At 70.6% G+C, this 26,157-nt stretch carries 22 protein-coding genes and 5 tRNA genes; 11 read left to right on the top strand and 16 right to left on the bottom strand.

Annotated features, from left to right (window positions below; translation table 11 throughout):
* Positions 1-2: 2 nt before the first annotated feature.
* Positions 3-1,436, bottom strand: a complete 1,434-nt coding sequence (gene leuC / locus AC3IX6_RS10005; protein ID WP_489369838.1) for a 3-isopropylmalate dehydratase large subunit — start codon at positions 1,434-1,436, stop codon at positions 3-5.
* A gap of 184 nt (positions 1,437-1,620) precedes the next feature.
* Here leuC and ndgR point away from each other — a divergent pair, with 184 nt between their 5' ends.
* Positions 1,621-2,337 carry an IclR family transcriptional regulator NdgR gene (gene ndgR, locus AC3IX6_RS10010; protein WP_112450208.1) on the top strand — a complete coding sequence of 239 codons (717 nt, stop codon included), beginning with the start codon at positions 1,621-1,623 and terminating at the stop codon, positions 2,335-2,337.
* Positions 2,338-2,508: 171 nt separating this feature from the next.
* Here ndgR and AC3IX6_RS10015 read toward each other — a convergent pair.
* The 9 genes from AC3IX6_RS10015 to AC3IX6_RS10055 all read right to left on the bottom strand — a co-directional run bounded on the left by AC3IX6_RS10015 (position 2,509) and on the right by AC3IX6_RS10055 (position 6,457).
* Positions 2,509-2,581 (bottom strand) — tRNA-Glu (locus AC3IX6_RS10015).
* A 22-nt stretch (positions 2,582-2,603) separates the two neighbouring features.
* Positions 2,604-2,675, bottom strand: a tRNA-Gln gene (locus AC3IX6_RS10020).
* Between the two features lie 24 nt (positions 2,676-2,699).
* Positions 2,700-2,772 (bottom strand) — tRNA-Glu (locus tag AC3IX6_RS10025).
* Positions 2,773-2,833: 61 nt separating this feature from the next.
* Positions 2,834-2,906 (bottom strand) — tRNA-Glu (locus AC3IX6_RS10030).
* Between the two features lie 26 nt (positions 2,907-2,932).
* Positions 2,933-3,004, bottom strand: a tRNA-Gln gene (locus AC3IX6_RS10035).
* 86 nt (positions 3,005-3,090) lie between these two features.
* Positions 3,091-3,819: an HAD family hydrolase gene (locus tag AC3IX6_RS10040; protein WP_489369839.1), complete on the bottom strand. Its 729-nt coding sequence runs from the start codon at positions 3,817-3,819 to the stop codon at positions 3,091-3,093.
* Between the two features lie 92 nt (positions 3,820-3,911).
* Entirely contained in the window at positions 3,912-5,390 is a 1,479-nt protein-coding gene (gltX, locus tag AC3IX6_RS10045; RefSeq protein WP_489369840.1) for a glutamate--tRNA ligase, read from the bottom strand.
* Positions 5,383-6,171 (bottom strand): fumarylacetoacetate hydrolase family protein, encoded by a 789-nt coding sequence (locus AC3IX6_RS10050; RefSeq protein WP_489369841.1) that lies wholly within the window; start codon positions 6,169-6,171, stop codon positions 5,383-5,385. The genes gltX and AC3IX6_RS10050 overlap by 8 nt, the downstream gene beginning before the upstream one ends.
* A gap of 106 nt (positions 6,172-6,277) precedes the next feature.
* Positions 6,278-6,457 carry a hypothetical protein gene (locus tag AC3IX6_RS10055; protein ID WP_489369842.1) on the bottom strand — a complete coding sequence of 60 codons (180 nt, stop codon included), beginning with the start codon at positions 6,455-6,457 and terminating at the stop codon, positions 6,278-6,280.
* A gap of 602 nt (positions 6,458-7,059) precedes the next feature.
* Between AC3IX6_RS10055 and AC3IX6_RS10060 the strand changes: the two genes are divergently transcribed.
* From AC3IX6_RS10060 to AC3IX6_RS10095, 8 genes are all read left to right on the top strand, one after another.
* Complete coding sequence (locus AC3IX6_RS10060; RefSeq protein WP_489369843.1) at positions 7,060-10,830, top strand: sensor histidine kinase; 3,771 nt, start codon at positions 7,060-7,062, stop codon at positions 10,828-10,830.
* A 9-nt stretch (positions 10,831-10,839) separates the two neighbouring features.
* Positions 10,840-11,253 (top strand): roadblock/LC7 domain-containing protein, encoded by a 414-nt coding sequence (locus tag AC3IX6_RS10065; protein ID WP_008739864.1) that lies wholly within the window; start codon positions 10,840-10,842, stop codon positions 11,251-11,253.
* Positions 11,254-11,404: 151 nt separating this feature from the next.
* Positions 11,405-11,797: a DUF742 domain-containing protein gene (locus tag AC3IX6_RS10070; protein ID WP_243337752.1), complete on the top strand. Its 393-nt coding sequence runs from the start codon at positions 11,405-11,407 to the stop codon at positions 11,795-11,797.
* On the top strand, positions 11,778-12,362 hold the full coding sequence (locus AC3IX6_RS10075) for a GTP-binding protein (RefSeq protein WP_243337754.1): 585 nt from the start codon (positions 11,778-11,780) through the stop codon (positions 12,360-12,362). The genes AC3IX6_RS10070 and AC3IX6_RS10075 overlap by 20 nt, the downstream gene beginning before the upstream one ends.
* A gap of 319 nt (positions 12,363-12,681) precedes the next feature.
* Complete coding sequence (locus AC3IX6_RS10080) at positions 12,682-15,891, top strand: sensor histidine kinase (protein WP_489369844.1); 3,210 nt, start codon at positions 12,682-12,684, stop codon at positions 15,889-15,891.
* A gap of 10 nt (positions 15,892-15,901) precedes the next feature.
* Positions 15,902-16,315: a roadblock/LC7 domain-containing protein gene (locus AC3IX6_RS10085; RefSeq protein WP_243337850.1), complete on the top strand. Its 414-nt coding sequence runs from the start codon at positions 15,902-15,904 to the stop codon at positions 16,313-16,315.
* A gap of 93 nt (positions 16,316-16,408) precedes the next feature.
* Positions 16,409-16,996 carry a DUF742 domain-containing protein gene (locus AC3IX6_RS10090; protein WP_489369845.1) on the top strand — a complete coding sequence of 196 codons (588 nt, stop codon included), beginning with the start codon at positions 16,409-16,411 and terminating at the stop codon, positions 16,994-16,996.
* The gene (locus AC3IX6_RS10095; RefSeq protein WP_007266770.1) at positions 16,977-17,561 is read left to right on the top strand and encodes a GTP-binding protein; all 585 of its coding nucleotides are present in this window, start codon (positions 16,977-16,979) and stop codon (positions 17,559-17,561) included. The genes AC3IX6_RS10090 and AC3IX6_RS10095 overlap by 20 nt, the downstream gene beginning before the upstream one ends.
* A gap of 86 nt (positions 17,562-17,647) precedes the next feature.
* On the opposite strand, the gene AC3IX6_RS10100 is transcribed toward AC3IX6_RS10095, so the two are convergent.
* A complete protein-coding gene (locus AC3IX6_RS10100; RefSeq protein WP_489369846.1) occupies positions 17,648-17,851 on the bottom strand; it encodes an acyl-CoA carboxylase subunit epsilon in 204 nt (67 codons plus the stop codon).
* Between the two features lie 23 nt (positions 17,852-17,874).
* On the bottom strand, positions 17,875-19,458 hold the full coding sequence (locus AC3IX6_RS10105; RefSeq protein ID WP_489369847.1) for an acyl-CoA carboxylase subunit beta: 1,584 nt from the start codon (positions 19,456-19,458) through the stop codon (positions 17,875-17,877).
* A gap of 330 nt (positions 19,459-19,788) precedes the next feature.
* On the opposite strand from AC3IX6_RS10105, the gene AC3IX6_RS10110 reads away from it, so the two are divergent.
* Positions 19,789-20,400, top strand: coding sequence for a YceI family protein (locus AC3IX6_RS10110; RefSeq protein WP_489369848.1), 612 nt, complete (start codon positions 19,789-19,791; stop codon positions 20,398-20,400).
* 35 nt (positions 20,401-20,435) lie between these two features.
* On the opposite strand, the gene AC3IX6_RS10115 is transcribed toward AC3IX6_RS10110, so the two are convergent.
* The gene (locus AC3IX6_RS10115) at positions 20,436-21,821 is read right to left on the bottom strand and encodes a hypothetical protein (protein WP_489369849.1); all 1,386 of its coding nucleotides are present in this window, start codon (positions 21,819-21,821) and stop codon (positions 20,436-20,438) included.
* A 125-nt stretch (positions 21,822-21,946) separates the two neighbouring features.
* Here AC3IX6_RS10115 and AC3IX6_RS10120 point away from each other — a divergent pair, with 125 nt between their 5' ends.
* Positions 21,947-22,420 carry a hypothetical protein gene (locus AC3IX6_RS10120; RefSeq protein ID WP_489369850.1) on the top strand — a complete coding sequence of 158 codons (474 nt, stop codon included), beginning with the start codon at positions 21,947-21,949 and terminating at the stop codon, positions 22,418-22,420.
* A gap of 24 nt (positions 22,421-22,444) precedes the next feature.
* Here AC3IX6_RS10120 and cimA read toward each other — a convergent pair whose 3' ends face one another.
* From cimA to AC3IX6_RS10135, 3 genes are all read right to left on the bottom strand, one after another.
* Complete coding sequence (gene cimA / locus AC3IX6_RS10125; protein ID WP_489369851.1) at positions 22,445-24,082, bottom strand: citramalate synthase; 1,638 nt, start codon at positions 24,080-24,082, stop codon at positions 22,445-22,447.
* 349 nt (positions 24,083-24,431) lie between these two features.
* Positions 24,432-25,058, bottom strand: a complete 627-nt coding sequence (locus AC3IX6_RS10130) for a TetR/AcrR family transcriptional regulator (protein ID WP_489369852.1) — start codon at positions 25,056-25,058, stop codon at positions 24,432-24,434.
* Between the two features lie 33 nt (positions 25,059-25,091).
* Complete coding sequence (locus AC3IX6_RS10135) at positions 25,092-26,132, bottom strand: agmatine deiminase family protein (RefSeq protein WP_489369853.1); 1,041 nt, start codon at positions 26,130-26,132, stop codon at positions 25,092-25,094.
* Between the last annotated feature and the right edge of the window lie 25 nt (positions 26,133-26,157).

Genomic DNA, 26,157 nt, shown 5'->3' on the forward strand with positions numbered 1-26,157 from the left:
TCTCAGACTCCTGCGGGCGTGGTGGCGGCGGACGACCCAGCCAGGTCGGCGGGCGAGGCCAGGTGGCCCAGCACCGCGGTGGCGGCGGCCACCTGCGGGGACACCAGGTGGGTGCGCCCGCCCTTGCCCTGCCGGCCCTCGAAGTTGCGGTTGGAGGTGGACGCGGAGCGCTCACCGGGGGCCAGTTGGTCGGGGTTCATGCCCAGACACATCGAGCAGCCCGCGTGCCTCCATTCGGCGCCGGCCTCCTTGAAGACCTTGTCCAGGCCCTCCGACACGGCCTGCAGGGCGACGCGGACCGAGCCCGGGACGACCAGCATCCGTACGCCTTCGGCGACTTTGCGGCCCTCGATGATCCCGGCGACGGCGCGCAGGTCCTCGATGCGGCCGTTGGTGCAGGAACCTACGAAGACGGTGTCGACCTTGATGTCGCGCAGCGGCTGCCCGGCGGTCAACCCCATGTACTCCAGGGCCTTTTCGGCGGCGTTGCGCTCCGAAGCGTCCTCGTACGAAGCCGGGTCGGGGACGTTCGCCGACAGGGGCGCGCCCTGGCCGGGGTTGGTGCCCCAGGTGACGAACGGAGACAGCGTGGCGCCGTCGATGACCACCTCGGCGTCGAAGACGGCGTCGTCGTCGGTGCGCAGGGTCTTCCAGTACGCGACCGCCGCGCCCCAGTCCTCGCCCACGGGGGCGTGGTCGCGGCCCTCGAGGTAGTCGAAGGTGGTCTGGTCGGGGGCGATCATGCCCGCGCGGGCGCCGGCCTCGATCGACATGTTGCAGATGGTCATGCGGGCTTCCATCGACAGGTTCTCGACGGCCTCGCCGCGGTACTCCAGGATGTAGCCCTGGCCGCCGCCGGTGCCGATCTTGGCGATGATCGCCAGGATCAGGTCCTTGGCGGTGACGCCCTCGGCCAGCGCGCCGGTGACGGTGATCGCCATCGTCTTGGGGCGGGCCAGCGGCAGCGTCTGGGTCGCCAGCACGTGCTCGACCTGGCTGGTACCGATGCCGAACGCCAGCGCGCCGAAGGCGCCGTGCGTGGAGGTGTGCGAGTCGCCACAGACCACCGTGGTGCCCGGCTGGGTCAGACCCAGCTGCGGTCCCACGACGTGGACGACGCCCTGCTCGACGTCGCCCAGCGAGTGCAGGCGCACGCCGAACTCGGCGCAGTTCGACCGCAGCGTCTCCAGCTGGGCCCGGGAGACCGGGTCCGCGATCGGCTTGTCGATGTCGATGGTGGGGGTGTTGTGGTCCTCGGTCGCGATGGTGAGGTCGAGGCGTCGGACCTTGCGGCCGGCCTGGCGCAGCCCCTCGAAGGCCTGCGGGCTGGTCACCTCGTGCAGCAGGTGCAGATCGATGAAGAGGAGATCGGGCTCGCCTTCGGCGCGCCGGACGACATGGTCGTCCCAGACCTTCTCCGCGAGTGTCCTACCCATCGCTTTCCCTCCGGCCGGCCGGTTGTGCCGGCGCTTGATAGAGATCTTGTGCGCCTGATCGTCCGTACCCCACGTCCCGGACGACGGCTCGGACCCAGTGGTTCGTGGACCCGCACATACAGACTCGCTGGTTCTTGGAAAAATTGAACTTGCGTTTCACAGTGTGAGACGCGAATATCGTTTCATGGACAACTCTAGCGGCGTCGGCGTTCTCGACAAGGCAGCTCTGGTATTGAGCGCACTGGAGTCCGGTCCGGCCACCCTCGCCGGGCTGGTCGCGGCGACAGGGCTCGCACGACCCACGGCACATCGCCTTGCCGTGGCACTGGAACACCACCGGATGGTGGCGAGGGACATGCAGGGCCGGTTCATCCTCGGACCGCGGCTGGCGGAGCTCGCCGCCGCGGCCGGCGAGGACCGCCTGCTGGCCACGGCCGGACCGGTGCTCACCCACCTCCGGGACGTGACGGGAGAGAGCGCGCAGCTCTACCGGCGTCAGGGCGACATGCGCATCTGCGTGGCGGCCGCCGAGCGGCTGTCGGGCCTGCGGGACACCGTCCCGGTGGGCTCCACGCTCCCGATGAAGGCCGGCTCGGCCGCGCAGATCCTGATGGCCTGGGAGGAGCCCGAGCGGCTCCACCGAGGCCTGCAGGGCGCGCGCTTCACGGCGACGGCGCTCTCGGGCGTACGGCGTCGCGGCTGGGCGCAGTCGATCGGCGAGCGGGAGCCCGGCGTGGCCTCCGTCTCGGCGCCGGTGCGCGGCCCCTCGAACCGCGTGGTGGCCTCCGTATCGGTCTCCGGGCCGATCGAGCGCCTGACCCGCCACCCGGGGCGCATGCACGCCCAGGCCGTCATCGACGCGGCCGCCCGGCTGACCGAGGCCCTGCGCCGCTCCAGCTGAACACCTTCAACCCACCACTCCCCCGGGCCCGGGGGCGCGTGAGACGCCGCACACGTCCACACACGCGCCGCCGGGCCCGTACTTCTTGGCCCCGGGCCTGCGCCTTCACCTGTCCGTCCGGAAACAGCGAAGAGGCCCTCCGCGATGAACGCGGAGGGCCTCTTCTGTGCGTACCCCCGACCGGATTCGAACCGGCGCTACCGCCTTGAGAGGGCGGCGTGCTAGGCCGCTACACAACGGGGGCTAGCTGTCACTGCGGTACTGCGCTGGGCTACCAGGACTCGAACCTAGAATAAGAGAACCAGAAACTCTCGTGTTGCCAATTACACTATAGCCCACAGGTCTAGACCAGCTAGACACCGTACCCCCGACCGGATTCGAACCGGCGCTACCGCCTTGAGAGGGCGGCGTGCTAGGCCGCTACACAACGGGGGCCCTAGCGATCCTGCATCAAAAAATCCGGGTGCGACCCTGGAAATCTCACGGGAAGGATCTGTACCCCCGACCGGATTCGAACCGGCGCTACCGCCTTGAGAGGGCGGCGTGCTAGGCCGCTACACAACGGGGGCAAGCACTGCGTTACTACTGAACTGCGCTGGGCTACCAGGACTCGAACCTAGAATAAGAGAACCAGAAACTCTCGTGTTGCCAATTACACTATAGCCCACCAAAACGCAAGACCCTGAGGGACTTTCGTTCGGTTAGCGTCTCCGGCCCGGCCTTTCGGCCCGAGCGGGCGGCGCAGAAAGAACATTACCGGATGGCTGACCGTGCTCCAAAACGGGTATCCCCGGCCAGCACCTGCGGGAGCCGGTCGAGTCCGGCGATCCGGTGCACGCCCTCGGGTCCGGGGCCGCGCGATCCGTCGCGGTCGAGCCACACGGCCGTCAGTCCGGCGTCACGGGCGCCCCGCGCGTCGATCTCGGGCTGGTCTCCCACGTAGACCACTTCCCCCGGCTCCAGCCCCATCTCGGCGCACGCGGCGAGGAAGGCGCCGGCCTCGGGCTTGCTGACGCCCAGCTCCACGGCGCACACCAGGACCTCGAAGCGGTCGCGCAGGCCCAGGTGGCGCAGCTTGGGGTCCTGGTTGGCCACGGAGGAGTTGGAGAGCACCCCGTGGCGGTAGCCGCCCGCCAGGGCGTCCAGGACGGGCACGACGTCGGGGAAGAGCTCCCAGGCGGCCCTGTAGTGCTCCACGTACCGCTCGAACCAGTCGTCGGCCTGCGCGTCGGTCAGGGCGGGCTGCCCGAGGAACTCCCGCACCCGGTCCCGGCGCTGCCCCTGGAAGGTGCCCTCCCCGGCCGCGAACCGCTCCCAGTGCCGGTCGGTGATCCGCCGCCACAGCGCGAGCGCCTCGGCCGGAGCCCCGTACCGCTCCGCGAGCCCCTCGGCGACCAGGTGCGCCGCGAGCCCGGCCCGGTCGGCCCCGGTGTAGTCGAAAAGGGTGTCGTCGATGTCCCAGAGCACCGCACGGATCGCCATACGGCCGACCCTACGCGGAACGCCTCAGGGGCGGCGGCCGTTCGCTGATGTAGCGGTCGGCCGCCGCCCCTGAGGGACGTACGGGGTGGTGCTTACGCGGCGTTGAGCTTCGCCAGGGTCGCGTCGATGCGGGCCAGGGAGCGGTCCTTGCCCAGGATCTCGAGGGACTCGAAGAGCGGGAGGCCGATCGTGCGTCCGGTGACGGCGACGCGGACCGGGGCCTGGGCCTTGCCGAGCTTGAGGCCGTGGGCCTCGCCCGCGGTGAGGACCGCCTGCTTGAGGGACTCGGGGTCCGACCAGTCGGCGGCGGCCAGGTTCTCGCGGGCCGTGGTGAGCAGGGCCGCGGGCTCGCCCTTCATCGCCTTGTCCCACGAGGCCTGGTCCGAGACCGGCTCCTTCAGGAACAGGAAGTCGACGTTGGCCGTGATGTCGGAGAGGACCGTGAGGCGGGTCTGGGCGTACGGCGCGATGCGCTCCCAGGCGGCGGTGTCGAAGTCCTCGGGCGCCCAGTTGGCGTGCGGGGCCTGGAGCCACGGGGCGCAGCGGTCCGCGAAGACCTTCGGGTCGAGCAGCCGGATGTGGTCGGCGTTGATCGACTCGGCCTTCTTGAGGTCGAAGCGCGCCGGGTTGGCGTTGACGTCCGGGATGTCGAACTTCTCCACCATCTCCTCGATCGAGAAGATGTCCTGGTCCTTGGAGAAGGACCAGCCGAGCAGCGAGAGGTAGTTCAGCAGGCCCTCGGGGAGGAAGCCGCGCTCGCGGTACAGGTTGAGCGAGGCCTCGGGGTCGCGCTTGGAGAGCTTCTTGTTGCCCTCGCCCATCACGTACGGCAGGTGGCCGAAGGCCGGCACCGCCTTGGCGATGCCGAGCTCGATCAGGGCCCCGTAGAGCGCGATCTGGCGCGGGGTGGAGGACAGCAGGTCCTCGCCGCGCAGGACGTGGGTGATCTCCATCAGCGCGTCGTCGACCGGGTTGACGAGCGTGTAGAGCGGGGCGCCGTTGGCCCGGACGATGCCGAAGTCCGGCACGTTGTCGGGGGTGAAGGTCAGCTCGCCGCGGACCAGGTCCGTGAAGGTGATCGGCTCGTCGGGCATCCGGAAGCGGACGATCGAGGTGCGGCCCTCGGCCTCGTACGCGGCCTTCTGCTCGTCCGAGAGCTCGCGGCACTGGCCGTCGTACCCGGAGGGCTTGCCGGCGGCGCGGGCCGCGTCGCGGCGGGCGTCCAGCTCCTCGGTGGTGCAGTAGCAGTGGTAGGCGTAGCCGCCGTCCTGGAGCTTGCGCGCGACGTCCTTGTAGATGTCCATGCGCTCGGACTGGCGGTACGGGGCGTGCGGGCCGCCGACCTCGGGACCCTCGTCCCAGGTGAAGCCGAGCCAGCGCAGCGAGTCGAGCAGCTGGCCGTAGGACTCCTCGGAGTCGCGGGCCGCGTCGGTGTCCTCGATGCGGAAGACGAACGTACCGCCGTGGTGGCGGGCGAACGCCCAGTTGAAGAGGGCCGTGCGGACCAGACCCACGTGGGGGTTGCCGGTCGGGGACGGACAGAAACGTACGCGGGGGGTCGCGTTAGCCACGCTTGATCACCTTGTTGGTGAGAGTGCCGATGCCTTCGATGGTGACGGCGACCTCGTCGCCGACGTTCAGGGGGCCGACTCCGGCCGGGGTCCCCGTGAGGATGACGTCGCCCGGGAGCAGCGTCATGGCCTCGGTGATGTGCACGATGAGGTCCTCGATGGAGCGGACCATCTCGCTGGTGCGGCCGAGCTGGCGCTGTTCGCCGTTGACGGTGCACTGGATGGTCAGGTCGCTCGGGTCCAGATCGGTCTCGATCCACGGGCCGAGGGGGCAGGAGCTGTCGAAGCCCTTGGCGCGGGCCCACTGCTTCTCGCGCTGCTGGACGTCGCGCGCGGTGACGTCGTTGGCGCAGGTGTAGCCGAGGATGACGTCCTTGACGCGCTCGCGCGGGACCTCGCGGCACATGCGGCCGATGACCACGGCGAGCTCCGCCTCGTGGTGGAGGTCCTGGGAGAAGGACGGGTACGCGATCGGGTCGCCGGAGCCGACCACCGAGGTGGAGGGCTTGAAGAAGGTGATGGGGGCGTCCGGGACCTCGTTGCCCAGCTCCGCCGCGTGCTCCGCGTAGTTGCGGCCGACGGCCACGATCTTGTTCGGGAGCACGGGCGGCAGCAGCCGGACCTTGTTCAGCGGGACCTTCGTGCCGGAGAGCTCGAAGTCCGCGAACGGGATGCCCTTGATGATGTCGAGGACGAGCTCACCTTCGGCGCCGAGGGCAGTGCTGCCCTCGACCGCGCCGAACGCGACATTGCCGTCGATGGAGAACCTGGCGATGCGCACGTGTTGCGTCTGCCCCTCTGTATTTCCGCTGGCTGGAGTCTGCGGACTCCAGGCTAACGCGGTGGGGGCCGACGCTTCGCGCGGCTTTCGCCGGACACTCCCGTCACTACGCGGTGGCGACCGGCGCGTCCATGAGGATGGTGCGGCGCGGGTTCGCGGTCTGGCCCGGCAGGTCGACGGTGTGCTCCGGGACCGGCGCGGTCTGCAGCTCCTCGGCGTCCTTGAGGTGCGCGAGGGTGGTGCGGCGCGGGTTGGCTATGTTGCGGAACATCATCGTCGTCTTCATCGGAGTGCGAAGCCCTCGGCTCACTAGGTCGGATGGTGGCGGCGGATGCCGCCGGGATGCCTTCGGAGTGCCGCTTGTCGCTCGCGGCAAGCCTGTAAAGCTCAAGGCTAAACATCTGAATCCCCCGCCGAACCGGGAAGTAATGGCCACGGCTATGTGAGTTTGCTCACCAGTGACCAGGCATTACGGGCATAACGGGCAGTCAATTCCACCCCACAAAGCGGACATTACGCCACTGAATGCGTCATTCCGCTCCCGATCATCGCGACTGGGACAGCTTGCCAGGGGCGAGGTTTGGGCGGCGTAAGTCCGATTCCATATGAATTGGCCCGCACGTCGGGTAGCGCATGCGTCACCGGACGTGACCAACTGTCCAGGCCGGGACTCGCACCTTGTTGGAGATCCGCCTCTGTGCTGGAATTCGCGGGACCGCCGCGGGAATCAGCCGGCGCGCAGGTGGCGCGACACAGCGCCGAGCGCGGCGGCAACGGAGAGGGAGACGCGCCGGTCACCGACGACCACCATGGGGCGCATTGCCCCACGACTCGACACCGTCCCACCGGTCGCCCGGAGGGACGCCTGGTCCAGAGGTTGCGACGCTAGTGCAGGGACGATTCAAGAGGGATGACAAGGGGTCTCCCCAGGCCCGTCAGGGCCGTGGGGACGCCGCGCCGGAGCAGGACCCGCGCGGCGGGACCGACCGTGGCTCCTCGCCCCAGCACGCCCAGAACCGCGGGCCGGCTGTCGAGAGCGCAGGCCCCGACGGCTCCGCCGCGGTGAAGCCGAAGGGCCGCGCCAAGCCCAAGGGCGGCTCCAAGGCCGACGACGAGTCGGGCAGCCGCGACGTCGCGATACCCCAGACCCCCCGTGGGTCCGGTTCCCGTCTGGCCATGCAGAACTGGCGCATCAGCACGCGCCTGGTGTCGCTGCTGACCCTGCCGGTCGTCGCCGCCACCACCCTCGGTGGCTTCCGCATCAACGACTCGCTCAACGACATCGCGCAGCTGGAGCACATGCAGCTGCTGACGACGATGACGCGTCAGGCCACCAACCTGGCCGCCATGCTCCAGGCCGAGCGCGACAACTCCGCCGGTCCGCTGTCCGTCGACAAGTCGGGCAAGCCCAGCACCCTGGTCCAGGGCGTCCGCGACTCGACCGACTCCGCCGTGCGGGCCTTCGCCGCAGCGACCGACAAGGTCGACGTCGCGGAGGGCAACGACGAGACGCTCCGGTCGATCCGCAACAACATCCTGCAGATCGCACACGGGCTCAACAACCTCGAAGAGATCCGCAAGAACGCGTACCAGAACGGCGCCCAGCAGACCGTCACCGAGTACAACGCGCTGGTCGTCTCGCTGCTCTCGCTCTCGCAGGACATGGCCCAGGCCACCTCGAACCCCGAGATGATCAAGCGCACCCGTGCGCTGGCCGCGTTCTCCTCCGCCAAGGAGTACGCCTCGATCCAGCGCGCGATCATCGCGGCCGCGCTCCCCGCGGACCCGGCGCTGGCCGGCACCCTCACCGAGAACGACCGGCTGTACGCCCGCTCCGCCCAGAGCAGCGAAGAGCAGGCGCGCAAGACCTTCGAGCTCGTCTACCAGGGCAAGCCCGAGGAGCTCCTCGCGGCGCTCGGCGACGGCAACCAGGAGATCGCCACCGCCGACCACTACGCCCGCCGCGTCCTGGGCAACAAGGACCAGTTCGCCAAGGAGAAGAACCGGTCCTGGATGGACTGGTACGACGCGGACGACACCAAGCTCCAGGCCATGAAGGTCATCGAGCTCACCCTGCTCGAGGACATGGAGCAGAAGGCCCGCGAGCTCAAGAACGAGTCGCAGCGCGACGCCCTCATCAACGGTGCGCTGATCCTCCTCGTCCTCGGTGTCTCCCTCGTCGGCGCCTTCGTCATGGCCCGCTCGATGATCCGCTCGCTGCGCCGCCTCCAGGACACCGCGACCCGCGTCGCCCAGGACCGGCTGCCCGAGCTCGTCAAGCAGCTGTCGGAGTCCGACCCGCAGGACGTGGACACGACGGTGGAGTCCGTCGGTCTGCACACCCGCGACGAGATCGGCCAGGTGGCCGCGGCCTTCGACGACGTGCACCGCGAGGCCGTCCGCCTCGCCGCCGAGCAGGCCCTCCTGCGAGGCAACGTCAACGCGATGTTCACCAACCTCTCGCGCCGTTCGCAGGGCCTCATCCAGCGCCAGCTCTCGCTCATCTCCGAGCTGGAGTCGCGCGAGGCCGACCCGGACCAGCTGTCCTCGCTCTTCAAGCTCGACCACCTCGCGACCCGCATGCGCCGTAACGGCGAAAACCTCCTCGTCCTCGCGGGCGAGGAGCCGGGCCGCCGGTGGACCCGCCCCGTCCCGCTCGTCGACGTGCTCCGCGCCGCCGCGTCCGAGGTGGAGCAGTACGAGCGCATCGAACTCTCGTCGGTGCCCGGCACCGACGTGGCCGGCCGCGTCGTCAACGACCTCGTGCACCTGCTCGCCGAGCTGCTGGAGAACGCCACCTCGTTCTCCTCCCCGCAGACCAAGGTCAAGGTCACCGGTCACGCGCTGCCCGACGGCCGCGTGCTCGTCGAGATCCACGACACCGGCATCGGCCTCTCCCCCGAGGACCTCGCCGCGATCAACGAGCGGCTCGCCTCGCCGCCCACCGTGGACGTCTCCGTCTCCCGCCGCATGGGTCTGTTCGTGGTCGGCCGCCTGTCCCTGCGACACGGCATCCGCATCCAGCTCCGCCCCTCCGACTCGGGCGGTACGACGGCCCTCGTCATGCTCCCGGTGGACGTCGCCCAGGGCGGCAAGAAGCCGGCCCCGATGCCCGGCCAGGGCGGTCCCGGCGGTCAGGGTTCTCCCGGCGCCCCCGGTCAGGGCGGTCCCGGCGCACAGGCGCAGGGCGCCATCCCCGCTCCCGGCGCGCGTCCCCCCGTGGGCGCCGCCCCGCAGCGCGGCCAGGTGTCCGCCGGCAACCAGCGCGCGGCCCTGCCGGGCCGTGACGGCGGCCCCGGCGGCCAGCCCCAGGGCCCCGGCCCGCAGGGCGGACGGCCTCAGCAGGGTCCCGGCGGCCAGACGCAGAGCGCCTTCGGTTCGGGTGCTCCGCTGCCGGGCCGCGGCCCGGTCTCGGGTCCCGGCGGCCCGGGCGGCTTCGGCGGTCCGCAGGCCCGTCCGGTCGGCGCCCCCGCGGCGTCCGGTCCCGGCGGCTTCCCGCAGGGCAACGGCTTCGAGCGCCCGCAGCAGCCCCAGCAGGCGCAGCCCCAGCAGCCGGCACCGCAGCAGGCCCCGCAGCAGCAGGGTCAGCAGCAGGCCGGCGGTCCGGCCGCGCGCGGCCCCCGGCCGCAGCTTCCGCCGCGCGGCGGCGCACCCCGTCCGGAGCTCCCGGGCGCGGGCGCCGGACCCGCCGCGATGCCCCAGACCACCACGTGGGGCGCCGGTCAGCGCGGGCACGACGTACCGCGCGGCCACGACGAACTGTCGGGCCCCGGTTCCACGTCCGAGTTCCCCCGCCCCGACTTCAACGCCCCGGCCCCGCAGGCCGGCGGCCGCGACAACGCCGCCACGGGCCAGTTCGCCCGGCCCGAGTTCGGTGACCCGGCCTCCACCGGCCAGTTCGCCCGCCAGGACTTCGCGGACCCGGCCTCCACGGGGCAGTTCGCCCGCCAGGACTTCCAGGCCCAGCGGCCCGGCGGCCCCGGTGTCGGCGGCTACGTCCAGCCCGGCCAGGCCCCGCAGCCCCAGGGCAACTACGCTCCCGTACCGACTCCGCGCGCCGAGGCTCCGCGGCTGCCGCAGGCGCCCCGTCCGGAGGCCCTGCCCCCGGCCGGTCCTGGCACCGGCGAGGGCCGCAGCCCGATCTTCGACACGCTCGAGTCGAACTGGTTCCGCCAGGAGGCCGGCCAGCCCCCGGCGCAGGCACCGGCGGTGCCCCAGCAGGCGCAGCAGTCCGCCCCGGCGGCTCCGGCTCCCGTCTCCCCGCAGCGCCCGCAGCAGCACCAGCTGCCGCAGCGCGGCCAGGAGCAGGCTCCGGCCGAGTCCGCACAGACGGCCACCGGCGCCGTGCCGACCGTGAGCTGGCGCTCCTCGCCGAACGACGAGCTGATGCGGCAGGCCGAGCGCGTGCGCCAGCCCGCCGCCGGCGGTATCACCACGTCGGGTCTGCCCCGCCGGGTCCCGCGGGCGAACCTCGTGGCCGGCACCGCGCAGCAGCAGGCCGAAGCACAGGCCGGCCCCCAGGTTTCGCGATCCCCGGACGACGTCCGCGGCCGTCTCACCAACCTCCGACGCGGTATCCAGCAGGGTCGGCAGGCCGGCACCACCGGCCCGGCCACCGGCAGCTACCACATCGACCCCACATACCAGCAGGAGCGATAGTTGAGTTCGATGAGCCAGGCGGCACAAAACCTGAACTGGTTGATCACGAACTTCGTGGACAACACCCCCGGGGTGTCCCACACCGTGGTGGTCTCCGCCGACGGCCTCCTTCTGGCAATGTCCGAAGGCTTCCCCCGCGACCGGGCCGACCAGCTCGCCGCGGTGGCCTCCGGGCTGACCTCCCTCACCGCGGGCGCGTCCCGCATCTTCGAGGGCGGCGCCGTCAACCAGACGGTGGTGGAGATGGACCGCGGATTCCTCTTCCTGATGTCCGTCTCCGACGGATCCTCGCTGGCCGTACTGGCGCACCCCGAGTGCGACATCGGCCTCGTGGGTTACGAGATGGCCCTCCTCGTGGACCGCGCCGGCAGTGTCCTCACCCCGGACCTGCGCGCGGAACTGCAGGGAAGCCTGCTCATCTGACTGCCGCTCTCCCGGCCGGACGGTACTGCCGGCCGGGGGACCGGGGCCGCGGCCCCGGAACCCAGTACCACCGCCAGGCCGTCATACCGTCCCCCCACCGGCCGCCCCGTCAGACGGCACGCTGACCATTGCTGTCCAGCCCGGAGGATCAATGACCCCGCCCCCCGCCTATTCCGATCAGTACGGAGACTCGTACTCGGAAGGCGACCAGCCGCTGGTTCGTCCGTACGCGATGACCGGCGGCCGGACCCGACCGCGCTACCAGCTCGCCATCGAGGCCCTGGTCAGCACCACGGCCGATCCGATGCACCTGTCCGGGCTGCTCCCGGAACACCAGCGCATCTGCACCCTCTGCCGTGAGGTCAAGTCGGTCGCGGAGGTCTCCGCGCTGCTGAACATGCCGCTCGGCGTCGCACGGATCCTCGTCGCCGACCTGGCGGAGGCCGGCATGGTGGCCATCCACCAGCCGGGCAATGGAGAGGCCGGCGGAACGCCGGATGTAACGCTGCTCGAGAGGGTTCTCAGTGGACTTCGCAAGCTCTAACGGCGGAGCGGCTCCTCGCTCCACCACCTCCGCGAAGATCGTGGTGGCGGGTGGCTTCGGCGTGGGCAAGACCACGTTCGTGGGCGCCGTCTCCGAGATCAACCCGCTGCGCACCGAGGCCGTGATGACGTCCGCGAGCGCGGGCATCGACGACCTGACCCACACCGGGGACAAGACGACCACCACGGTCGCCATGGACTTCGGCCGCATCACCCTGGACCAGGACCTGATCCTGTACCTCTTCGGTACCCCGGGTCAGGACCGCTTCTGGTTCATGTGGGACGACCTCGTGCGCGGTGCGATCGGGGCGATCGTCCTGGTCGACACGCGGCGCCTGGCCGACTGCTTCCCGGCCGTGGACTACTTCGAGAACAGCGGTCTGCCGTTCGTCGTGGCCCTCAACGGCTTCGAGGGGCACCAGCCGTACACCCCGGAGGAAGTCCGCGAGGCCCTGCAGATCGGCCCGGACGCCCCCATCATCACCACCGACGCCCGCCACCGCGCGGACGCCAAGAGCGCGCTCATCACGCTCGTCGAGCACGCCCTGATGGCGCGGCTCAAGTAGCGGCTCACGCAGGGGCTCCGCGCAACGAGGGCTTCACCGGCTGGTTTTGGGGGGCGGGCTGTGTCATGCGACACGGCCCGCCCCCTTCGTTCATAACGTTTCGACAGAGAATTGCCGGTAGTTGGCGACACGGTGCGTTCGCCCGGTGTCGCTGCGCTCACAACTAGCCCCGTTTTTGCCGCAGGACGCTCTTTATGTCCGATTTATGTGGGGCATAAGGCTCTAGGAATGGCCGATTTCAACTGTTTGGAACACGGCCGTTAACCGTGCTGGAATTCAACGAACTAGCTAGTAGCACCGCCGAGAGGTTGTTGGTCGAGTGAGGCGAAGCAACTCGAGCCCCGCGGATGAACCCGCGCGCGGCAACTTCACCCCGCCGCCGCGCGCGGCCACGTCATCCTTTGACGTACCCGTGGAACCATCCGTGAGCGGTGGAAGCACCAGCAGGTTCTCGCCCCGCAACTGGCGCGTGCCGACCCGTCTGAACGCCATCCTGCTCGTCCCGGTCCTCGTCGGACTGGTCATGGGCGGCTTCCAGGTGAAGGGCTCGATCGACACCTGGAACGAGGCCAAGGACGCCGAGAAGACCGCCGTCATCGTCCAGGCCGCCGCCGAGTACGGTCAGGCGCTCCTGAACGAGCGCGACCTGACGGCCGACGCCCTGCTCCGGGGCCAGCGCGAGTCCGAGCCCGTCCTGAAGGCGTACTCCGCCACCGACGCCGCCAAGGCCAAGTTCGCCGAGGCCGCGAAGGACCTGCCCGCGGGCCAGGGCCTGGAACGCCGTCTGGAGCTCTTCCGCCAGGAGGAGCCGAAGCTGGAGCAGGTCCGCAAGACGGCCTACCTGCCGCAGCTGGAGACGCCGAAGAAGGCCCTCCCGAAGGCACTGGGCCCGATCCCGACCGAAGAGGGGTACGTGCTGGTCCAGCACTACCTCATGCAGTTCTCCAACGAGCTGGGCCTCGGCACCGGCAACGTGACCTCGTACGGCCGCATGGTCTACGCGCTCGAACTGTCCAAGGCCGCGAACTCGCTGCAGCGCTCCGTGGGCACGCACCTGCTGGTCCGGCCGAGTGCGAACGAGGACATCCGCAAGGCCCAGCTCGTCGCCTTCTCCTCGTACGCGTACCTCGAAGAGATCGCCATCGGCGAGTACGTCGCCGCCGGCACCGACGAGGACGTCGCACGCCTGCGCGAGATCATGGGCAAGAAGTCCGAAGAGGGTGCCCAGAAGCTCGCCGCCGCCAAGCAGGCGGCCGAGCAGGCCGGCACCGTCTTCCACGCCCCGCCCGTGGTCAACGACTCCGCGCTCACCGGTATGACCGAGGCGATAGCCAGCGGCGAGAAGCCCGCCAAGCTCGCGACGGACGGCACCACCCCGCAGGCGTGGCAGGCCGCCGCCACCGCCAAGTTCGACGGCTACGCCGAGCTGGAGAAGGAACTCCTCGGCAAGGCCCTCAAGGACTCCGTGGCCGTCTCCGACGAGGCCCGGGGCGACGCCATCCTGACCGGCGCCATCGTGGTCGTGGCCCTGCTCGCCGCCTTCATCCTGGCCGGCATGATGGCCCGCCAGATGGGCAAGGCGATGCGCCGTCTGCGCGGCGCCGCCTTCGACATCGCCGAGCAGCGCCTGCCGATGCTCGTCGACCAGCTCTCGCGCACCGACCCGGGCAAGGTCGACACCCGCGTGGTGCCGATCCCGATCGACTCCCAGGACGAGATCGGCGAAGTCGCCCGCGCCTTCGACCAGGTCCACCGCGAGGCCGTCCGGCTCGCCGCCGAGCAGGCCCTCCTGCGGGGCAACGTCAACGCGATCTTCACGAACCTCTCCATGCGCAACCAGTCGCTGATCGAGGGCCAGCTGAGCCTGATCACCGAGCTGGAGAACAACGAGGCCGACCCGGACCAGCTGGAGAACCTCTTCCGCCTGGACCACCTGGCCACCCGCATGCGCCGCAACGGCGAGAACCTCCTCATCCTCGCCGGTGAGGAGCCGGGCCGCCGCTGGGACCAGCCGGTCCCCCTCGTCGACGTCCTGCGCGCCGCCTCCTCCGAGGTGGAGCAGTACGAGCGCGTCGAGCTGTCGGGCGTCTCCGAGGCCGAGATCCACGGCCAGGCCGTGACCGACCTCGTGCACCTGCTCGCCGAGCTGCTGGAGAACGCCACCACCTTCTCCTCCCCGCAGACCAAGGTCCGGGTCAACGCGACGCGTCTGCCCGACGGCCGGGTGATGGTCGAGATCCACGACAAGGGAATCGGCCTGACGGCCGAGGACTTCGCGGACATCAACCACAAGCTGGCCAACCCGCCGACCGTGGACGCCGCGATCTCGCAGCGCATGGGTCTGTTCGTGGTCGGCCGGCTGGCCGACCGGCACGGCATCCGCGTCCAGCTGCGCCCCTCGGGCGAAGCGGCCGGCACCACCTCGCTGGTCATGCTCCCCGACGCCATCACCCACGGTGGCGGTGGCGAAGAGATCCCGGCGGACGACTTCACGGTCTCCCAGATGATCCCGCGCCAGCAGGCCCAGCAGCCGGCCGCGCTGCGCACGGCGGCCGAGCTCGGCTTCGACGACTCCCGCTACGAGGTCCACCGGGCCGACCAGCCGGGCTTCGACGAGCCCGCCGCCGACCCGGTCGGCCGGTCCCTGGGCCGGGAGGAGCGCCGGGCCGCGCTGGAGGCTCAGGTCAGCTACCCGCAGGCCCAGCCGCAGGCGCAGTACGACGAGCCCGCGGCGGAGTATCCGGAACCGCAGCCGGAGCACGCGTACCAGCCGTACCAGGGCTACGAGCAGCAGCCCGCGCAGGGCTACGACCTCGGTTACGAATCCGCTCAGGCCGGGCAGGGATACGACGCGTACACCCAGCAGGATTACGCCTATCCGGAACCCGAGTACACGGATCAGCGACAGGAACTCCCGGCCTACGACGGCGGGTACGATTCCCGTTCCACCGCTGCGGAGTGGCCCCAGCAGAACACCTACTCGGGCTCCTACCAGCAGGATTACGGGACCGAATCGGAATCACCGGCCGCTCCCGAACCGGCCCCGGAGCGCGTAGGCTTCGACCGTCCGGGCGCCACTGCCGACGCCGGTCACCAGGTGACCGGGGCGGGCCTGCCGCGACGCGGCAGCCAGCCGCAGCAGCGGCCGGGACAGCAGGAAACGGAGTCCTCCGGATCCCTCTTCGAGCAGCGGCCGCAGCGTCAGCAGCAGCCCGCGGCGCCGGAGAAGGCCCCCGGGGAAACGGAAGGCCCTGCCGACTGGCGCTCGAACAACGACGAGCGCTGGCAGCAGGCCGCCAAGCTCCGTGAGCCGAAGGCCGGCGGGGTCACCCCCTCCGGTCTCCCCCGGCGCGTGCCCAAGGCCAACCTGGTCGAGGGCGCTGCGGAGACGACGCCGCAGGGAGGCCCCGAGGTCTCCCGGGCCCCGGAGGACATCCGTGGCAGGTTGAGCAACCTGCGACGCGGCGTCCAGCAGGGCCGCAACGCGGGATCCGAGCAGTCAAGTAACAGCTATGACCAGGAGCGTTAGTGTGAGCGCGATGAGCCAGGCGGCGCAGAACCTGAACTGGTTGATCACCAACTTCGTGGACAACACCCCAGGGGTGTCCCACACGGTGGTGGTATCCGCCGACGGCCTCCTTCTGGCTATGTCCGAGGGCTTCCCCCGCGACCGGGCCGACCAGCTCGCCGCGGTGGCCTCCGGGCTGACCTCCCTCACCGCGGGTGCCTCGCGCATCTTCGAGGGCGGCGCCGTCAACCAGACCGTGGTGGAGATGGACCGCGGATTCCTCTTCCTCATGTCCGTCTCCGACGGATCCTCGCTCGCGGTGCTCGCGCACCCCGAGTGCGACATCGGCCTCGTGGGTTACGAGATGGCCCTTCTGGTGGATCGCGCCGGCAGTGTCCTCACCCCGGACCTGCGCGCGGAACTGCAGGGCGGTCTTCTCAACTAGCAGACAGGCAGTGCGTTTCGCGTCACTGCACCATAGGGTGCGGTGGCGCGGTTCCACAGGGAGTACTGCGTACTTGGAGTCGGAGGAGGAAACGTGACAACACCCGGAGGACATCCCTATGGCGGCGCGCAGCAGCCGCAGGGTGGGCACGACCAGAACCGCTTCAACTTCCCTTCCGCTCCCAGCAACCGGCCCGCGCCGGAGCACGACCCCGCCTCCGGGCAGCCGTACCAGCGGCAGCCCTACCAGCAGCCGTACAGCCGGCCGCAGCAGCCCGGGCAGTCCTACCGGTCCCCGCAGCAGCCTCCGCGCGGCGGGCGCCCGCAGGCTCCGCAGGCGCACAACCCGCTGGTGCGCCCGTACGCGATGACCGGCGGCCGGACCCGGCCGCGCTACCAGCTCGCCATCGAGGCGCTGGTCAGCACCACGGCCGATCCCGCGCGTCTGCAAGGGCAGTTGCCCGAGCACCAGCGCATCTGCCTCCTGTGCCAGGAGATCAAATCCGTCGCGGAGATCTCGGCACTTCTTTCCATTCCTCTTGGCGTAGCCCGGATCCTCGTCGCCGACCTGGCGGAGGCCGGCCTCGTAGCCATCCACCAGCCCGGCGGCGACGAGTCCGCCGGCGGCCAGCCAGATGTGACACTGCTCGAAAGGGTGCTCAGTGGACTTCGCAAGCTCTAACGGCGGAGCGGCTCCTCGCTCCACCACCTCCGCGAAGATCGTGGTGGCGGGTGGCTTCGGCGTGGGCAAGACCACGTTCGTGGGCGCCGTCTCCGAGATCAACCCCCTGCGCACCGAGGCCGTCATGACGAGCGCCTCCGCCGGCATCGACGACCTGACCCACACCGGGGACAAGACGACCACCACGGTCGCCATGGACTTCGGCCGCATCACCCTGGACCAGGACCTGATCCTGTACCTCTTCGGTACCCCCGGTCAGGACCGCTTCTGGTTCATGTGGGACGACCTCGTGCGCGGCGCCATCGGCGCCGTGGTCCTCGTCGACACCCGCCGTCTCGCCGACTGCTTCCCCGCCGTCGACTACTTCGAGAACAGCGGCCTGCCCTTCGTCATCGCCCTCAACGGCTTCGACGGGCACCAGCCGTACACCCCGGAGGAAGTCCGCGAGGCCCTGCAGATCGGCCCGGACGCCCCCATCATCACCACCGATGCCCGCCACCGCGCGGACGCCAAGAGCGCGCTCATCACCCTGGTCGAGCACGCCCTCATGGCCCGCCTGCGGTAGCCGTCCCGGTCGTACGCGAAAGCCCCCCGCACTCCGAGGAGTACGGGGGGCTTTTCACGTGGTGCCCGCGGGGCTTCCTTCGCGTACTAGCCCTGCCAGCTGCGCGGGCCGCGGAAGCCGGGGGTGCGCTCCAGGCGGCGCCAGCCGGCCTGGGAGCGGGCGGCGGCGGTGGAGGTGTTCTCGGGGGCGGCCGCGGCGCGGGCGAGCAGGATCGCGGTGATCGCGGCCAGCTCCTCGGGCTCGGCGTTGCCCTTCTCGACCTTCAGCAGGGTTGCGGTGGCGTTGCTCATCGGTGGCGGTTCTCCTTCTGCGTCTACTGGGGCGGGTTGCCGTGCTTGCGGGACGGCAGGTCCGCGTGCTTGTTGCGGAGCATCGCGAGTGCGGCGACGAGGACTTCACGGGTTTCGGCGGGGTCGATGACGTCGTCGACGAGGCCTCGCTCGGCCGCGTAGTAAGGGTGCATCAGCTCGGCCTTGTACTCCTTGACCATGCGCGCACGCATGGCCTCGGGGTCTTCGGCGTCCGCGATCTGCTTGCGGAAGATGACGTTCGCGGCGCCTTCGGCGCCCATGACGGCGATCTCGTTGGTGGGCCAGGCGTAGGTGAGGTCGGCGCCGATGGACTGGGAGTCCATGACGATGTAGGCGCCGCCGTAGGCCTTGCGCAGGATCAGCGAGATCCGCGGCACGGTCGCGTTGCAGTACGCGTACAGCAGCTTCGCGCCGTGGCGGATGATGCCGCCGTGTTCCTGGTCGACGCCCGGCAGGAAGCCGGGGACGTCCAGGAGGGTGATGATCGGGATGTTGAAGGCGTCGCAGAGCTGGACGAAGCGTGCCGCCTTCTCGGAGGCGTGGATGTCCAGGACTCCGGCGAGGTGGCCGGGCTGGTTGGCGACGATGCCGACGACCTGGCCGTCCATCCGGGCCAGGGCGCAGATGATGTTGCGGGCCCAGCGCTCGTGGATCTCCAGGACGTCGCCTTCGTCGACGAGTTCCTCGATGACCTTGAGCATGTCGTAGGGGCGGTTGCCGTCGGCGGGCACCAGGTCCAGCAGGACCTCGGAGCGGCGGTCGGCGGGGTCGGTGGTCTCGTGGACCGGGGGGTTCTCGCGGTTGTTGGAGGGCAGCATCGTGATGAGGTAGCGGACCTCGGAGATGCAGGTCTCCTCGTCGTCGTACGCGAAGTGCGCCACGCCCGAGGTCTCGGCGTGCACGTCCGCGCCGCCGAGACCGTTCTGGGTGATCTCCTCGCCGGTCACCGCGCGGACCACGTCCGGGCCGGTGATGAACATCTGTGAGGTCTCCCGGACCATGAACACGAAGTCCGTGAGCGCCGGGGAGTACGCGGCGCCGCCGGCGCACGGCCCGAGCATCACCGAGATCTGCGGGATGACACCCGAGGCCTTGGTGTTGCGCTGGAAGATCCCGCCGTACCCGGCGAGCGCGGAAACGCCCTCCTGGATACGGGCGCCGGCACCGTCGTTGAGGGAGACCAGCGGGGCACCGGCCGCGATGGCCATGTCCATGATCTTGTGGATCTTCGTGGCGTGGGCCTCGCCCAGAGCACCGCCGAAGATCCGGAAATCGTGCGCGTACACGAAGACCGTACGGCCCTCGACCGTGCCCCAGCCGGTGATCACACCATCGGTGTAGGGCTTCTTGGCCTCCAGACCGAACCCCGTCGCCCGGTGCCGACGCAGCTGCTCGACCTCCTTGAAGGAACCCTCATCGAGCAGCAAAGCGATCCGCTCACGGGCGGTGAGCTTGCCCTTGGCGTGCTGCGCTTCGGTCGCCCGGTCACTCGGGCCACGCCGCGCCTGCTCACGCAGCTCGTGCAGCTCGGCCACGCGCCCACGGGCGTCCGTCGGCTCGCTCGGAATCTGGTCCACAACGGTCATGTAATGACCTTACGAAGCCGGACGGGAAAAACCCTCCGTCGAATCCGCACAGTGTCAGGTGTCTTCCGCTGTCCGGGCCGGACAGAACCATCGTGGGAGCAGCCTGTCCCACCAGGTAGGACGTTGGTCCTTTGTGGGGATCCAACAAAACTCCGACCGCGCGGCCTCCAAGCGACCTCCAAGTGGCCGCCAAGGTGCCACCAAGACATCCAAGCCACTCGCAAGGACTCCCAGAGGTTGAAATTTGAACGGAATGGGTCTAGCGTCGTTGTTGTTGAAAGTTCAACGAGTGCCGACATCGAGCGGCACCCCTACTTAGGAGAAGCAGCCATGGGTCTCTTCACCCGCCGCGCCCAGGACACCACCGCCACCGCCGTCGCCACCCTCGACGTGGACCCGGCCCTCGCCGCGCTCACCGGCGACTACGTCATCGACGCCTCCCACAGCAGCATCGGCTTCACCGTCCGCCACGCGATGGTCACCAACGTGCGCGGCACCTTCGCCGACCACGAGGGCTCCCTGCACCTGGACGGCTCCGACCCGTCCCGCTCCACCGCCTCCATCGACGTGAAGATCGCCTCCGTCGACACCGGCATCGCCGACCGGGACGGACACCTCCGCTCCGGGGACTTCTTCGACGCCGAGACCTTCCCGCTGATGACCTTCCGCTCCACCGAGGCGCAGCAGCTCGGCGGCGACAAGTACCGCATCACCGGCGAGCTGACCATCAAGGACGTCACGCGCCCGCTCTCCATCGACCTGGAGTTCGGCGGCTCGGCCACCGACGTCTACGGCAACGAGCGCGTCGGGTTCGAGGGCTCGGCCGAGATCCTGCGCTCCGACTGGGGCCTGACCTGGAACGCGGCCCTGGAGACCGGCGGCGTGATGGTCAGCGACAAGGTGAAGCTGACCTTCGACATCTCGGCGATCAAGCAGGCCTGAGCCCGGTTCGGCTCCGAGCTGCGGGGCAGGGGCGGCTAGAAGTCGCCCCCGCCGAACCCGCCGCCGTCGAAACCGCCTCCGCCGCCGAAGTCCCCGCCGCCGAAGTCGGACGGGTTGAAGTCGGCCCCGGAGACGTCACCGCCGTCGAAGCCGCCACCGCCCCCGTCGAAGCCGTTCCCGCCTCCGAAGTCGGAGGCGTAGGCCGGACTGGACATCATCGAACCGAGCATCGTGCCCATGAGCAGACCGGGCAGGATGCCTCCGCCGAAGTAGCCGCCGGCCCAGGGACCGTACGCCGGGCCGGCGTCGTAGTAGGGGCGCGGACCGTGCTCGGTGTCGACGGTGCGGACCGCCGGGTCCTGGCCGTCGCGCAGCCGGACGGCGTCCGCCGCGCAGACCGGGACCGTACGGGCGGCCCCGCCCGCCGGGGCCCAGGCGGCGTCCTCGGTGCTCGGCCCGTGGCGCGGGTCGAAGAAGCAGGGCGCGCGGCGCTCGGGCAGCGGCCGGCCCTGCCGGCGCGCGTCGAGGCGGGCCAGGGCGTACCGGCCGTCTTCGAGGGCCTGGGTGACCCCCTTGACCTCCTCCGGGTGCTGCACGGAGGCCATGATCTGCTTGGCCTTCTCGTACGAGTCGAGGCCCTGCTCGTAGTCCGTGCGCATGGCGTCGTCGGCGCCGGGCTCACCGGGGTGGAAGTCGAGCCGCTCCAGCTCCTCGCCGAAGGCCGTGATGTCCTCGTCGACGACCACGCTCAGCCGGGCGATGGACTCGCGCCGGAGCTCTTCCTTCTTCTTGCGGTTGCGCTTGACCAGCGCGTACGCCCCGCCGCCGCCGACGGCGGCCACCACGCCGAGCCCGATCAGGGCGCCCACCGGGGCGCCGCCGTCGGCGCCCGCGGCGCCGGCCGTGCCCCAGGAGGCCGGGGCCTTGCCCTTGGCCTGGGCGAGGGCCTGGTCCACGAAGTTGTTGAGCTCGGTGTTCGCGGTCGTGTCGGCGGATCCGCCCGCCTTGACGGCGTCGACCAGGTTGCGGACCGCATTGCCCGGCATGACGGCCCGGTCGGCGCCGGCGTTGAAGCCCTCCCCGAGCCGGATCGCGTAGAGCCCGGTGATGCCCGTCTCGGTGCGGACCGTCTTGAGCACGCTGTCGGCGGGGAACTCGGCGGTGGCCGGCAGTACGGCCACGAACACCGGCTTCCCGGCGTCCTTGATCTTCTTCGCGAGCGCTTCCGCCTGCGCGGGCGGCAGCTGCGCCTCGGCGCGGGGATCCACGTAGACCGGGCCCTTCTTGAGGGCCTCCGCCACGGTGGTGGTCCCGTCGGCCGCCGACGCGTGCGGGGCGACCAGCAGCGCGGTCGCGGACAGCGCCAGCAGCAGAGCGGCCAGCAGCGATCCCATACGTACGGATATAAGCCTGGTCCTCATAGTCACGACGCTACCCGAACGGGTGCAATCCTGTGTGAGCTGGACATAAGGCCTATCGCCCCCACCGGCCGTCCCATCGCCCTACACTCCCCGACCGGGGGGATGGGGCGATGCGCGGATTACGGATGGTTGGACTGCTGGTGCTCGGGATCGGGCTGCTCACCTCGTGCGGGAAGCCGCCCATGCTCGACCTGGCCGCGCTCTACCGGGACGACTCCGGCCGGATCATGGTGGAGCTCGGGCAGTGCGGCGGCAAGGGCGAAACCAGGGGGCCGATCCTGGCGGTCACACCGGAGCAGGGTGACACCACCTATTGGTACAGCGGCCGCCAACCCGGCCGCCCCGGAGCCTTCCCCCTGTTCGCCCCGCCCGGGGCCTGGGCCGTGGAGGGCAAACCGGGCGGCCCCCGGGCCCTGGAGCCGGGCCACGACTATTTCCTCCACTTCACGGTCCTGGAGGACGGACACCGGGTCCTGCACACCTCGGCCAGCGATTTCCGCCACGAGGACATCGCGTCCCTACGCCCGGGGCAGGTCTGGGCGAACGGCGAGGCCATGAGCCGCGAGCGCTTCCGCACGTACGTGAAATCGGAGTGCTGACGCGGAAGCACCCGCGGTCACCGACTACTCCGCCGGCTCCACGCCCGCGTGCAGGAGGCCGTAGGTGAAGGCGTCTTCCAGGGCCTGCCAGGAGGCGGCGATGACGTTCGGGGCCACGCCGACCGTGTTCCATTCGCGACTGCCGTCCGTCGTGGTGACCAGGACGCGGGTCGTGGACGCCGTGCCGTGCGCGCCCTCCAGGATGCGGACCTTGTAGTCGATCAGCTCGAACTTCGCGAGCTGCGGGTAGAAGCGTTCGAGGGCCACCCGCAGCGCGCGGTCCAGCGCGTTGACCGGGCCGTTGCCCTCCGCCGTCGCGACGATCCGCTCGCCCTTGGCCCACAGCTTCACCGTGGCCTCGTTGGCGTGCGTGCCGTCGGGGCGGTCCTCGACGATGGCCCGCCAGGACTCGATGCGGAAGTACTTGCGCGCCCGCCCCTCGGCCTCGGCGCGCAGCAGCAGCTCGAAGGAGGCGTCGGCGGCCTCGTACGTGTAGCCCTGGAGCTCGCGCTCCTTGACCCGCTCCACCACCCGGGAGACCAGCGCGCGGTCCCCGCCGAGGTCGACGCCGAGCTCCTTGCCCTTGAGCTCGATGGAAGCCCGGCCGGCCATGTCGGAGACGAGCATCCGCATGGTGTTGCCGACCCGCGCGGGGTCGATGTGCTGGTACAGGTCCGGGTCGACCTTGATGGCCGAGGCGTGCAGGCCCGCCTTGTGCGCGAAGGCGGAGACGCCGACGTAGGGCTGGTGCGTGGAGGGGGTGAGGTTGACGACCTCGGCGATGGCGTGCGAGATCCGGGTCATCTCGGCCAGGGCGCCCGCGGGCAGCACCGTACGGCCGTACTTGATCTCCAGCGCGGCGACGACCGGGAAGAGGTTGGCGTTGCCGACCCGCTCGCCGTAGCCGTTCGCGGTGCACTGCACGTGGGTGGCGCCGGCGTCCACGGCGGCCAGGGTGTTGGCGACGGCGCAGCCGGTGTCGTCCTGGGCGTGGATGCCCAGGCGGGCGCCGGTGTCGGCCAGCACGGTCGCCACGGTCGCGGTGATCTGCGCGGGCAGCATGCCGCCGTTGGTGTCGCAGAGGACCACGACGTCGGCGCCGGCCTCGTGGGCGGCGCGCACGACGGACTTCGCGTACTCGGCGTTGGCCCGGTAGCCGTCGAAGAAGTGCTCGCAGTCGACGAAGACCCGGCGGCCCTGGGAGACCAGGTGGGCGACGGTGTCGCGGACCATCTCCAGGTTCTCGTCGAGGGTGGTGCGCAGGGCGAGCTCGACGTGCCGGTCGTGGGACTTGGCGACCAGGGTGATCACCGGGGCGCCGGATTCCAGCAGGGCGCGGACCTGCGGGTCGGTGGCGGCCGAGCCGCCCGCCCGGCGGGTCGCGCCGAAGGCGACGAGCTGGGCGTGCTTGAAGTCGATCTCCGCACGGGCGCGGGAGAAGAACTCCGTGTCGCGCGGGTTGGCGCCGGGCCAGCCGCCCTCGATGAAGCCCACCCCGAAGTCGTCCAGGTGCCGGGCGATCGTCAGCTTGTCCGCGACCGTGAGGTTGATGCCCTCACGCTGGGCACCGTCGCGCAGGGTCGTGTCGAAGACGTGGAACCCGTCATCGGGGCCGGTGCCCGAAGCCGGCGCAGTCGGCTGGGTCGCCTCTGTCGTCGTCATGCTGATCTGACTCCTGTCGGATGGGTGGTTCCGGATGCCGCCCGCGGGGCAGGCCGACGCCACTGCCCCCATCATCGCGCGCTGCCCGGTCCCGGCACGTTCGGGCCGGAAAACGAAAAAACCTCTCGCGGGTGCGAGAGGTCTGCGCGCGGGTCTGGGGCACGGTGGCCGCCTCCGCGAAGTTCTTTCGCGGCTCAGCGGCCACTGGGGACCGGCGCGCTGCTGTCCATAATCATGAGCTGAGCAGGCACGTCGGCAGTCTGCCATACCGCATGCCGCGGATGGACGGGGATCTCAGCATGCGGTCACACCTGTCCGCGGGGCGGGCGGGGCCGCCGGCTGGGGCCGGTCAGCCTCCGGCTCCGGCCCTGGGGGTCAGCGCCTCGCTGAGGAACTCGCCGACGTGCTCCAGGATGTCGTCCCGCCCTATCCCGGGCAGGCCGACGGCGACCTGGATGCTGAACCCGTCGAGCAGGGCCCGCAGCCGGGCCGCGAAGCGGTCCGGGTCGACCGGGCGGAACTCTCCGCGCGAGATGCCCTCGGCGAGCAGGGCCACCAGGTCGCGGTGCCAGGCGCCCTCGATGGCCCCCTGGCGGTCCCGCTCCCCCGGTCCCGCGTTCTGCGAGCGGTTCCAGACCTCCAGCCACAGCGTCCAGTGCGGATCCCGGGCGCCCTCGGGCACGTACAGGTCCACGTACGCCCGGAGGCGCTCGAGCGCCGGGCCGCGGCGGGACAGCAGGGCGCGGCGGCGGGTGCCGAGCGCCGCCTCGCTCCACTCCAGGGTCTGCAGCAGGAGCTCGTCCTTGGTGCGGAAGTAGTAGAGGAGGTGGCCGCTGCTCATGCCGACCTGGCGGCCGAGGCCGGCCATGGTCAGACCGTCCAGGCCGCGTTCGGCGATGGTGGCCATGGCGGCGACCAGTACGTCCTCGCGCGGCGGCGCGTTCTTGCGCGCGGCACGTACCTCACCCGCCACCATGGCCCACTCCTCGTCCCGGCCGCCCTCTCGGGCTCAGACCTTCGGCTGCTGCTGGGTGATGCAGTGGATACCGCCACCCCCGGCGAAAATCGTACGTGCGTCGACGAGCGTCACGGTCCGCTCGGGGAAGAGACCGCGGAAGATCTCCGCCGCCTCCTCGTCGCGCGGGTCGTCGAAGGCGCACAGGACCACGCCGCCGTTGCACAGGTAGTGGTTGATGTAGGAGTAGTCCACCCACTCCCCGTCCTCTTCCAGCACGGTCGGTGCCGGGATCTCCACGACCTGGAGCCGGCGGCCCTGCGCGTCGGTGGACGCGCGCAGGATGGCGGCGATGGTCTTGCCGCGCTCGTGGTCCGGGTGGGCCGGGTCAGGCTGGCTGTGGACCATGACCACGCCCGGGCGGGCGAAGGCGGCGACGATGTCCACGTGGCCCTGGGTGCCGTAGGTGCCGTAGTCGCCGGCCAGGCCGTACGGGAGCCAGATCGCCTTGGTGGTGCCCAGGTGGGCGTGGATCTCGGCCTCGACCTGCTCGCGGGTCCAGTCGGGGTTGCGGCCCTTGCCGAGCTGCACGGTGTCGGTGAGGAGCACGGTGCCCTCGCCGTCCACGTGGATGGCGCCGCCCTCGTTGACCAGCGCGGTGCTGTAGGTGCGGGTCCCGACGAGGCCGGAGATCTCCCGGGCGATCTTCGAGTCATGGTCCCAGCGGGCCCAGTCCTGGGCGCCCCAGCCGTTGAAGGTCCAGTCGACGGCGGCCAGCTCGCCCGCCTCGTTGGTGACGAAGGTCGGGCCGATGTCGCGCATCCAGGCGTCGTCGAGCCGGCGCTCGACCAGCTCGATGTCATCGCCGACGACGGCGCGGGCGCTCTCGGCGTCACCGGGCGAGACCACCAGGGTCACCGGCTCGTACGAGCGCACCGCGCGGGCCACGGCGCCCCAGGCCTCGCGGGCCTCGGCGAGCTCCTGCTCGTTGGTGAAGGTGGGGTTGGGGCTGGGCCAGGCCATCCAGGTGCGCTCGTGGGGCGTCCACTCGGCGGGCATCCGGAATCCGGCGTTCACGGGCGTGGTGTCGGTCATGGCAGGGGGGGTCCTTACAGACTGT

The sequence above is a fragment of the Streptomyces sp. GL_141 genome, assembly GCF_057834385.1.